We start from the raw sequence: 3,276 nt of genomic DNA, 5'->3' as shown, positions 1-3,276 counted from the left end.
GGCCTGCCTTGCCAAGCTTTAACATCGTCCATGACATCATCAGTAATTCTACTAACAAGGCTTTCGCTAATGTCAGCCCCGTATAGTTCCTGAATCTGAAGTTTAATATCTGATAGACTCATTCCTTTGGCGTATAAGGATAGAATTTTTTGATCTAAACCTTCAATTCTTGTTTTTCTTTTGGGAATGATTGCAGGTTCAAACTCAGCATCTCTATCCCTTGGAACGTCTATTGTAATAAGGCCATTATCAGTGATTAGATTCTTTTGAGATACACCGTTACGGGCGTTATTAGAAGTGATAATACGATCGTATCTGTCATAACCTAGATGATTATTCATCTCTGCCTGTAAAGCTTTTTCCACAAGACGTTTTGTTAGTTGTTTCAATAACCCGCCTTTGCTTAAAACATTCGATAGATCTACTTCTTTACTTACCAGTAAATCTATCGCTGCGGATATAGCTTCATTATTCTTATTATTGATAGTGTTTTTAGTCATATTTTATTCCTCTTAGTTATATTAATTGATTATATAACCTATAAGGAATTTACACACTTAGATGGACAGACCCTTTCGATATCCGATTTTGGGATTGCCAATTCTTCTGCCAGGTATTCTATGATTTCCTTATTGGCCTTGCCTTTTTCAGGAGGAGACTTAATAGATAGTTTTAAATATTCTTTATCATTAATAATTATCCAACCATCTACAGAACTTTGTTTTGCTCCAGCTCTAACTTTTAGCAGAATCTTTTTTTGCTTTCTTGACTGAATGCTATCGAATATTTCTTTCACTTGAGGTATATAATCATTTAGATTGAATTAGCATAAATGACTATATTAGTTGCAAATTTGTATTCGCCATACTATAATATTCATGCTTGTTGATAAATTTATTTCGTAATTATAATGAAGCAAAAGATAAAGGTTTTTATACTTATATCTCTTATTCTCAGTTCAATTCAAGCGTTTGCAGCAGTAGACCGTGAAATACTAGAGTCAAAGAAGTGCTCTAGCATGTTTTCTTATTTTGAGAATCGATATAACTTGCCAAAAGATATCCTACATTCGATTTCTTTACAAGAAACTAGGAAACCTCATTCCCGGCACAAGATCGGTGTCGTTTGGCCTTGGACAATAAATGTTGAAGGCAAAGGATTTCATTTTAAAACAAAACGAGATGCTATAAGATTTGTGAAAGATCAAATGACAGCTGGTAAAGAAAGCATCGACGTTGGTTGTATGCAAATTAATTTAAAATATCACCCAGATGCTTTTACATCTCTTGATCAAGCATTTTCACCAAGAAGAAATATAGCTTATGCAGCTCAGTTATTAAGAGAACATTATTCTAGACTTGGCAATTGGAATAAAGCGGTAGGTCATTACCATTCAAGCACTTATGACAGGGCTAGTACTTATCAGGCTAGTGTTAATAAAATAAACAATAAGATGGTAACTTATAAACAAGACCTTAATCGCTACGCATACGGTAAAGAATACCGAGAATCACCTAATTCTACTAATAGTAAAAATAGAAATATGAGGTCGAAATATCTTGGTATGAGTAAAGTTGAAGTGAGAGTTGGCAGAATCAAAAATAGCGATTTGTTCCGCAAAGTTCAATAATAGCCATGTTTAGCACGCGCACGATAGAACGTAACCGTGAAAAATCTAGAAAAAACTTATACAAATCACCTTTTCATAAATTTATATGCGAAGATTTGCTAGATCGTCTTGAACCTGTAGACCGCAAATTTAATAATATATTACTAATTAACCCACTTCTTGAAGACTTATTTGTCAAAACTTTGACTCAAAGATATCCTAATCATAAACTAGCTATCATTGAATTAACCCAGCAAATAAAGTTGATTCAGCAAAAATTTGATTTGATAGTTTTCCCTTTTGGCTTGCACTGGATATCAAATGTTCAGGGGTTTTTAAAACTGGTATCTGAAATTCTTGAACCCAATGGAATCTTTATTTGTAATTTTCCCGGTGGGGGCACGTTGTCCAATTTACGCCGAAAATTAATAGATCTTGAGTCTCAAACTTCAGGACTGCATGTTCCCCATATTTCACCCTTTATTCAGTTTGAGCATATGACGCCCTTGCTAGGACAAGCTGGATTTACAGAGAATATTATCGACATGGAATCTCTTGAACTTGAATACCAGAACCCTTTATCACTTATAAAAGCAGTAAAAGCTGCTGGTGAGTCAAACAGCCTTAAAGACGGGATTTCTTACTCTATAACAAAAAAAATGTACGGAGAACTTAAAATCACTCAAGACAAACCATTTACAGACTACGTGAATTTAATAAGTTTTATTTCGAGTAGAACAAAACGAAGCATAACACTACTGAAAGAGCATTTTAATCCGACTGACACGCTTTAATATTAAAAATTCAAATCATATTTATAACCCAGATATTTATACACAACCGTTAGAAAAATTCTTAATGTTATATCAAATCAATGGTTCGTTTATTTAAATGTAATTAGTGTTATTAGAAAATATTAATTCAGCTGTACTTGGTGTATCTTTATCAACTAAAAACCATGCTGGCTACGTCATAGAAACTAATAAAGAACTTCTCAATTACTATCCGGCTTCAAGTAATTGCGTTTCAATTGAAAAGTAACTGAAAGTTGACATTATAGCGCTGTATTTAGTACTATAGGCTGAAGACATTTGGATGATTAGAAAGCTAAAGAGGTAAATGATGATTTCACACATTGGAGTTTACGTAAAGAATATAAAAGACAGTGAAAAATTTTACACTCCATTGCTAGAAGTCATAGGCTGGAGTATAATATTTAGCAATGATCTTTGTATTGCTTACGGCAAGAATGGCGTACCGTTTTTTGAAATTTATGCTGATAAACCAGCCTCATCACCAGTGCATATAGCATTTGAATGTAATTCAAGTGCAGAAGTCGAGGCTTTTTATCATAAAGCCATTAAATTAAATGCTACAGATAATGGAAAACCTGGGTATAGAGAATATTTCCCGGGTTATTATGCTTGCTTTATTATCGATCCAAATAATCACAATCTAGAGGGATTATATTTTGAGAAGACAGGATAATTATAGAACATAATTTATTACTACTTCTCTGTCCCCTTTTGATCCTCTAAGCCCCTAATAAATCTAAGAAAAATCAGCTCTCCTAAAAAAGCATTTTACAAACCTATTGAAATTAAAAACTGAAGAATTATATAAATAACATGGTGAATTCAGAGGTACAAGGTGCGTAAGCTATAGAT

Annotated in this window: 5 protein-coding genes; 3 read left to right on the top strand and 2 right to left on the bottom strand. The window is 33.2% G+C overall.

All coding sequences use genetic code 11. The features are described 5' to 3' along the window. Together Megvenef_RS08190 and Megvenef_RS08185 are read right to left on the bottom strand one after the other, a co-directional pair. On the bottom strand, positions 1 to 500 hold a 500-nt coding region (locus Megvenef_RS08190; RefSeq protein WP_322776251.1), incomplete at its 3' end, for a transposase. A gap of 38 nt (positions 501 to 538) precedes the next feature. Beyond that, the gene (locus Megvenef_RS08185; RefSeq protein WP_322777458.1) at positions 539 to 796 is read right to left on the bottom strand and encodes a DUF167 family protein; all 258 of its coding nucleotides are present in this window, start codon (positions 794 to 796) and stop codon (positions 539 to 541) included. A gap of 222 nt (positions 797 to 1,018) precedes the next feature. Between Megvenef_RS08185 and Megvenef_RS08180 the strand changes: the two genes are divergently transcribed. From Megvenef_RS08180 to Megvenef_RS08170, 3 genes are all read left to right on the top strand, one after another. Next, entirely contained in the window at positions 1,019 to 1,630 is a 612-nt protein-coding gene (locus tag Megvenef_RS08180) for a transglycosylase SLT domain-containing protein (RefSeq protein ID WP_322777457.1), read from the top strand. A gap of 5 nt (positions 1,631 to 1,635) precedes the next feature. Next, positions 1,636 to 2,403: a methyltransferase domain-containing protein gene (locus Megvenef_RS08175; protein WP_322777456.1), complete on the top strand. Its 768-nt coding sequence runs from the start codon at positions 1,636 to 1,638 to the stop codon at positions 2,401 to 2,403. Positions 2,404 to 2,731: 328 nt separating this feature from the next. Further along, positions 2,732 to 3,097: a VOC family protein gene (locus Megvenef_RS08170; protein ID WP_322777455.1), complete on the top strand. Its 366-nt coding sequence runs from the start codon at positions 2,732 to 2,734 to the stop codon at positions 3,095 to 3,097. Positions 3,098 to 3,276 lie beyond the last annotated feature (179 nt).

It is taken from the genome of Candidatus Megaera venefica (assembly GCF_034554655.1).
Classification (GTDB): domain Bacteria; phylum Pseudomonadota; class Alphaproteobacteria; order Rickettsiales; family Rickettsiaceae; genus Megaera_A; species Megaera_A venefica.
This window is presented reverse-complemented; position numbering and strand designations above follow the sequence as displayed.

Bases quoted from the DNA above. Each gene is read 5' to 3' on its own strand.
- Megvenef_RS08180 (WP_322777457.1), top strand. From the start codon at position 1,019: ATGTTTTCTTATTTTGAGAATCGATATAACTTGCCAAAAGATATCCTA.
- Megvenef_RS08175 (WP_322777456.1), top strand. From the start codon at position 1,636: ATGTTTAGCACGCGCACGATAGAACGTAACCGTGAAAAATCTAGAAAA.
- Megvenef_RS08170 (WP_322777455.1), top strand. From the start codon at position 2,732: ATGATTTCACACATTGGAGTTTACGTAAAGAATATAAAAGACAGTGAA.